This is a genomic window from Enterococcus sp. DIV0660C (assembly GCF_017316125.1).
Taxonomy (GTDB): Bacteria; Bacillota; Bacilli; order Lactobacillales; family Enterococcaceae; genus Enterococcus_B.
In genome coordinates this window covers 90,980-97,877 of the sequence record NZ_JAFLWA010000004.1, presented here as the reverse complement: position 1 = coordinate 97,877, position 6,898 = coordinate 90,980, and the positions used below count along the sequence as shown (strand labels likewise).

Below are 6,898 nucleotides of genomic sequence, written 5' to 3'. Positions count from 1 at the left end.
AAGCTCCGGATCACGGGTTCACCTTCTCGAGTAGAACGTCTTGTTCCGATGCAGTCAACATCAGAGGTCAAGATTCGTTCAATCATTTCTGGCAATAATTCAGGTGGATCTTGCAAGTCAACATCCATGACGGTGACTAAATCACCTGTTGCAGCTTGCAATCCGGCATATAATGCGGCTTCTTTTCCAAAATTTCTGGAAAATGAGACGAAGCGCACGGAATCATGTGCAGCGGCTAAATCTTTGATGACGGGTAAGGTCTGATCTTTGGAGCCATCATCAATAAATAAGTATTCAAAAGTATAAGTGCCACGATATTTTTCAACCTCTTGGAAAAATAGTGGAATTGCAGCTTCTTCGTTAAAGCAGGGGACGACGATAGAGACTTTCATTGTTTGTTCCTTTCTGTTGCTCAACAACTAATAATAGGTTAGTTGATAGTTTGGATAGTAGAGCTTTTTATTATTGATATGTCTAGTGTAGCATTTCATTCAAAATTAAAAAAATTTTTTATTTAAAGAAATTGCTAAAAGTTAAGAAGAAAGCTATTACGAGTTGCAATTTTTCTTGAGATAGTAGATGATGAAACAAACTTTTGAAATAGTTTAAAGCATGCATTTTACATAGAATTCTAAGGAGGAAAGCCTACCATCAATCAGTTGAGTAGGCACAAAGAAAATAATGAAGATGAACACCATTGTTGGAAATCTTTGGTTTGACGCGGATGAAAAAGGAGTAACAAAAGTTAGTTTTACTCCGATTGAAGAGAGTGAAAATGCGAATCAGGAAATCTTACATTTAGCAAAAGAACAATTCTCAGAGTATTTTGCTGAAAAGCGAGAAGCGTTTACAGTTCCATTATCGATTCAAACAGGTACAGCCTTCCAGCAAGATGTTTGGCAAGCATTGATTGCTATTCCTTATGGGGAAAGCCGCAGTTACAAAGAAATCGCTCAAGCAATTGGGAACCCTAAATCTGTTCGAGCAATTGGACAAGCGAATCGGGTAAACCCTCTACCAATTATTGTCCCTTGTCACCGAGTGATTGGACAAAATGGTCAGCTAACGGGATACATGGGGAAAAAAGAGGAAGCATTGCAGATCAAAAAAATTTTACTGGAACTTGAAGGCGTCAAAGTAAACCACAAAAATCATTAGAAATAACCTATAAGCAAAGAAAAGCTTGAGATCATCCACTCATTTGTCAGTGGATGATCTCAAGTTTTTTATGCTGTTTACTGTGTTGTTTATCTTAAAGTTGGATCAGCCAGATAAAGAACAAGGCCATGATGGTTTGAAGGACACCAACAGCTAATCCGTAAGAAAGAAATCTTGTTCCTTCTTTCATGAATTTTGCAAAATCCAAACGTAATCCGATTGCTGCCAAAGCAGTGATTTCGAACCAATTGCTGATAAAGTGTGCAGATTGACCAATAATTGCTGGAAGTTTGAATAAGCTATTGACGATACAAAAGAGGACGAAGCCCAAGACGTACCAAGGCAAAGGTAATTTTCGTTTTGTTTCTGTTCTTTTTTGATCTGTTGCAATTTTGGGATTTTTTTTCTGCATAAATTTTTCAAATAGAAACACAACAACAACTAGCATCATGATACGTAAAATTTTAAACAGCATAGCAAATTGAACGACTGATGCATCTAATAAACTCGCCCCTGCAACAACTTGTCCAACAGATTGAAGTGTACCACCTAAAAGAGCACTTTTTTCAATCAGGTTGTCACCAAATAAATGTAAACCCAGAAACGGAAGGGTTAACATCATAACAGTTCCTAAAAGATTAACCAGTGTGATGATCTGTCCTTTTTCTTCTTCATCCGCATAGATTACTGGTGCGATCGAAGCAATTGCAGATGATCCACAGACGGCGTTCCCGCCAGCCATCAAGAGTGAAGAAGTTTCACTAAACTGAAGCTTTCTTCCAATCAGGTAAGCGCCAATGATTGTAACGCTCATTTGCAATAAGACAAACACCACACCTTTTGTTCCGATGTTTGCAATTGTTTGAGCAGTAACAGTTGCACCAAGTAGGAAAACAGAACATTCTAGTAATTTGCTTTCAGCAAATTTTGTTCCTATTGCAAGACTTGGTTGCTTGAAAAAAGTATTACCTAGTAAAATACCTAATAATATGGCTAAAGTTGCTGCACCAAGTTGAGGTAAGAATAAAGCAAGAATCTTGCTAACAGCGGCTACTGAGACAGCCAGTAACAATCCTGGAAGAATCTTGCGTCCTCCTATTTTTTTTATCATTTTTAAATAAAAGAGCTGAGATTTCATGCGTATGTGTTTCCTTTCATAAATAAAATAATCCTTGAATAAAAAATACCTTGATTATCGTAGCATTAATTGAAATTTCTGACAAAAACGCAAAAATACTTCTGCCTTAATCAACAATTGAAAACAAAAGTTGAGAAAGACAAAAGTTAAAAGTTAAAAAGCTAGAAATGAAAGAAAACTAGACCCATTCGTTTACAGTGAAATTTTTTTGTTTTCTATGCTCTTTTAGTAAGAAGAGCAGGTAATGGCCAAGTACATATACGACCATACTTGTTGCAATTGCACATTCTACCACTTTTAAAACATTTAAAAGACCAACAGGTAAGCCGTTTAGTTCCAAATAATGTACGGCAGAAAACAAAGCTGTTGCTGAAATGACTAATGGGAAAGTGAAAGCTGCGTAGCTTGGATAGAAATGGAGTTTCAACAAGCGTGGCAACATAGAAAGCACAATGAAATACAAAATCTGTGATACTAAGAATAATGCAAGTACCAAGTAAAGGTTTGGGTGCTCAAAATTTTTCAAATAACCAGTCAAGCATAGAGAACCTGGAGCTGCAACAATAGTGATCAATGGTAACGTCGGTTGTGCCATATTCTTTACGAAAAATACTCTTCGAAGGATGATTGGTAGTAAGAATATATAGCAGGCAAGTGATAACCAGAAGAATATTTTTCCAACAAGCGGGAAAAAGTTTCCAGCTGTAACCGTGATTACGCCAAAACCAACATAAATAATGAACCAACTTGGGTAAATCACTTCAATGGAAAGATCAGCTTTCACTACATGGCGATAGGTGAAGTACAAGACCAGTACAACTTGAAAAATCACAGCAGCCAACCAAATCAATTTGACGATGGGTGCAATACTTTGAAAAGAAACAAAGTATGTACACAACACTAGAAGTGCCATCGTGAATGTTGGCGAAACTGAACCGATGATTGGATCATGTAAACTTTGCTTTGTGTGATCAAACAATAGAAATAGCTTCCCTAAAATCAGTAACATCAAGGCCATGCTAATGATACCTAACAAATTACCTAAAGGAACCAAATGATACTCTTTGAATAAGTTACCTAAAGAAGCTAAACCAAGAATCAATCCACAAATAGGAACAGGAACGATTTTTAAAAAATTCTTCATTTATATTCTCCTTTTATTGTATTTATCGTTTATTGATCAAAAACCAACTAGGACTTCTCAAAAAGGAATTCTACATAAAGTAGAGAGTTGGATGGTACTCTTTTATAAAACTGGGTCAGAAAGAGATGTCTTATGTTCCTTTACGTGGTGAATAGAAAGTTGTCATCAAGTGTCTCCTTTTTGAGAAGAACGTTTACTGTAAAAAATGTTGAAGTTTTTACATTTCCTATTATAGTGATTTTATTGTATATTTAAATCAAATAGTTTTTATAGTTACTATAATAAAAAGTTATAGGAGTGAGAGTATGTTTAAATTGTTAGCTACATTTCGGGTCGCGTACGAAACTCGAAACTTTTCTCGAACAGCAGAACTTTTATTTTTGTCACAACCAGCTGTTTCAAGTCAGGTGAAACAATTAGAAAGAGATCTAGGAGTGACCTTATTTCAACGAAATGGGCGCAAAGAAATGATGCCAACGAAACAAGCAGATCTTCTCTATGAGCGTACGTTAGTTTTATTAGAAGAGTGGGATGAAACAAAACAACAATTATTAGATGAACAGAATGAAGAAGAGATTTGTCGAATTGTTGCTTCACATACTTTTTCTGTTTATTTATTGCCAAAAGTGATGAAATATTTGATTCCAAAATTTCCCAAGGTGAATTTTGTGATTGCATTTGCTAATTCACATGATGCTTTGAATCAAGTAGCAAAACATGAAGCGGATTTTGGTTTTATCGAAAAGCCACTCGAAACTTCTGGTGTCCAAAGAAATTCACTCATGTCAGATGAATTAGTTGTGGCGGGGAATCCAGAGAGTGATCTCTGGCTAGTCAGAGAGTCAACTTCAGGAGTGTTTCATTATACGCAACGGTATTTTGAAGAAAAGAATATTCATGGGAGAAAAATGTTAGTAAAAAGCAATGAAGTGATTGCTGCATTATTGAAAGAAGGTATCGGTCGCTCGATTCTTTCAAAACGTGCGGTACCAGAAAATGTGCCTTCAACGTCATTAGATTATCAACGTAAGTTTTATCTGATTCAGCGAACAAATTTAGTTTCGGAGCGCTTATTAGACATTGCAAAAGCAATTTTGATCTATAATGAACAGTATGAAAATAGTTAGACAAAGATATTGTGGTTAGTAATTTTTCAGGGCAAAAGGGAAAGTTAATTTTTTCCCAAATCTCATTCGCTGAGACTTTCAATTATAGAATCAGACCGCTATAATAAATAGCAGTATGGTTTTTAGAAAAGGGATGAAACATGGAAAAGAAAAAAAGAGCGTCAAATGATAATCGGATTGACTATGGTGTCATTTTACCAGTGTTCCTTTTATGTTTAATTGGATTACTTTCTTTATACGTAGCACTTAGTCATGATCCGAATAATCCATCTGTTCTTCGGGGAGTAGTGATGCAGACCGTGTGGTACATGGTTGGAGCTGTAGCAATTATTGTTATTATGCACCTGAATTCCAAGTGGATTTGGAAGTTAACACCCTATTTATACGGTCTGGGGTTAGTTGTTATGGGGTTGTTACTCAAATTTTATGATAAACAGCTCGCGTTAGTAACTGGATCAAAAAACTGGTTTAGTTTTGGTTCTTTCACTTTTCAACCAGCGGAATTGATGAAAATTGCGTATATTTTGATGATGGCGTTGATTGTGACCAAGCACAATAGTCAGTTGAAAGAACGAACGACTCAAAATGATTTATGGCTGATTGCTAAAATGTTGCTTGTAACATTACCTGTTTTAGCTTTAGTCATGGCACAAGATGATTTTGGAACGATGTTAGTTTTCTTGGCTATTTTCGGTGGGATTTTCTTGATGTCGGGGATTTCTTGGAAAATTGTTATACCTGTCGTAGTGGTTGCTTTAGTTGTTGGTGCAGGACTGATCTACTTAGTAACAACAGAAGGCGGAAGAGATTTATTATACAAAGTTGGTTTTAAATCTTATCAATTTGCTCGAATCGATTCTTGGTTAGATCCTTTCCATGATACGTCGGGGATGAGTTACCAACCAGCCCAAGGATTACTAGCCATTGGTTCTGGTGGTTTACTAGGTAAAGGATTCAATACTAGCGATGTATATGTGCCTGTTCGTGAGTCAGATATGATTTTCACGGTGATTGGTGAAAACTTTGGCTTCATTGGCGGTGCGTTCGTGATCTTTTTATATTTTATTTTGATTTATCGAATGATTCGCGTTTGTTTTGATACAAATAATGAATTTTATGCGTATATCGCTAGTGGCTTAATCATGATGTTGTTGTTCCATGTTTTTGAAAACATTGGCGCAAATATTGGTTTATTACCGCTAACGGGGATTCCCCTACCATTTATTAGTCAAGGTGGTTCGTCTATTCTAGGAAATATGATTGGGATTGGTCTGATCCTGTCTATGCGTTTCCAAAATGAGGTGCCTGACAAAACATCTAGGAGGTAAAAGGTTGTACACATTTTATTGGTATCCAAAATGTTCGACTTGCAAAAAAGCAAAAGCGTGGTTAGATGAACATCAAATCGTTTATCAAGCAGTAGATATGATTCAAGAAACACCCACAGCTCAAACGATTGAAACGTGGTTCACAAATACTGATTTACCGATGCGTCGTTTATTCAATACGAGCGGGATGAAATATCGTGAACTAGATTTGAAATCAAAAATCGATGGTTTTTCGATTCAAGAAGCAAGCAAGTTACTTGCAACTGATGGAATGTTGATCAAACGTCCACTCTTAGTGAAAGAAGATCAAGTAGTAACAGTTGGTTATAATGAAAAAACTTATGAAGGAGCATTAGTTTAACATGGCAGGCAAACATTTGAAGAAAACTGAAAATCTTTGGATTTTATTTAACGGAAAAGAATACTGCATTGGGTTAACGAATGAGGCACAAGAAGAATTGGGACAAGTGACCTTTATCAACTTACCAAAAGTTGGTAAGACGTATCAAAAAGGGGAACCATTGCTTGAAGTTGAAGCAGAAAAAGCGGTTAGTGAAATTGCCAGCCCAATTACAGGAACGATTTCTTCTGTAAATGAAAAAATTGATGCTGACATCAATATTTTAAATGATGAAGATGAGATGAATGCTTGGATCTTAAGTTTTAAAGAGGTTGATTCTCAAGATTTTGATCGTTTGTAATCACAGTTCATTTCATTGTGTTCATTTTAAAAATTGTTGACACTGGAATTTCTACTTGCTATAATCAAAAGCAATTACATGAAAGCTTTGAAAAGAAGAGTACATTTCACAGACGTTTGAAGAGAGCCCTGTTTGCTGAAAATGGGTAACGAACATGGGATGGAAGATGGTCTTAGAGCAGAGTGAGTGAGCGTAAGCGAACTTACTACGGGAGTGCCCGTTACAGCACGGCAGTATACGATTGATCATTCAAGTACTGTAAAGAGGTTATTGCTGCAAAGCATTAACGAATCAAGGTGGTA

At 36.2% G+C, this 6,898-nt stretch carries 8 protein-coding genes and 1 other annotated feature (1 of these 9 only partly in view); of the genes, 5 read left to right on the top strand and 3 right to left on the bottom strand.

Going from position 1 to position 6,898, the window contains the following annotated elements; genetic code table 11:
* Nucleotides 1-392 (bottom strand): glycosyltransferase family 2 protein (locus DOK81_RS01315; RefSeq protein WP_206907363.1); only part of this gene is annotated, 392 nt, incomplete at its 3' end.
* A 289-nt stretch (nt 393-681) separates the two neighbouring features.
* Here DOK81_RS01315 and DOK81_RS01310 point away from each other — a divergent pair.
* On the top strand, nt 682-1,158 hold the full coding sequence (locus tag DOK81_RS01310) for a methylated-DNA--[protein]-cysteine S-methyltransferase (RefSeq protein ID WP_206907361.1): 477 nt from the start codon (nt 682-684) through the stop codon (nt 1,156-1,158).
* 94 nt (nt 1,159-1,252) lie between these two features.
* On the opposite strand, the gene DOK81_RS01305 is transcribed toward DOK81_RS01310, so the two are convergent.
* Nucleotides 1,253-2,296 carry a putative sulfate exporter family transporter gene (locus DOK81_RS01305; RefSeq protein WP_206907359.1) on the bottom strand — a complete coding sequence of 348 codons (1,044 nt, stop codon included), beginning with the start codon at nt 2,294-2,296 and terminating at the stop codon, nt 1,253-1,255.
* A gap of 178 nt (nt 2,297-2,474) precedes the next feature.
* Entirely contained in the window at nt 2,475-3,440 is a 966-nt protein-coding gene (locus tag DOK81_RS01300; protein WP_206907357.1) for a TDT family transporter, read from the bottom strand.
* A 305-nt stretch (nt 3,441-3,745) separates the two neighbouring features.
* Between DOK81_RS01300 and DOK81_RS01295 the strand changes: the two genes are divergently transcribed.
* The 4 genes from DOK81_RS01295 (at nt 3,746) to DOK81_RS01280 (ending at nt 6,596) form a co-directional block, all read left to right on the top strand.
* Complete coding sequence (locus DOK81_RS01295; protein ID WP_206907355.1) at nt 3,746-4,567, top strand: LysR family transcriptional regulator; 822 nt, start codon at nt 3,746-3,748, stop codon at nt 4,565-4,567.
* 140 nt (nt 4,568-4,707) lie between these two features.
* Nucleotides 4,708-5,895, top strand: coding sequence for an FtsW/RodA/SpoVE family cell cycle protein (locus tag DOK81_RS01290; protein ID WP_206907353.1), 1,188 nt, complete (start codon nt 4,708-4,710; stop codon nt 5,893-5,895).
* Between the two features lie 4 nt (nt 5,896-5,899).
* A complete protein-coding gene (locus tag DOK81_RS01285) occupies nt 5,900-6,256 on the top strand; it encodes an arsenate reductase family protein (RefSeq protein ID WP_206907351.1) in 357 nt (118 codons plus the stop codon).
* Between the two features lies 1 nt (nt 6,257).
* Nucleotides 6,258-6,596, top strand: a complete 339-nt coding sequence (locus DOK81_RS01280) for a glycine cleavage system protein H (RefSeq protein ID WP_206907350.1) — start codon at nt 6,258-6,260, stop codon at nt 6,594-6,596.
* Between the two features lie 78 nt (nt 6,597-6,674).
* Nucleotides 6,675-6,898, top strand: a binding site (T-box leader); it runs 29 nt beyond the window's last position.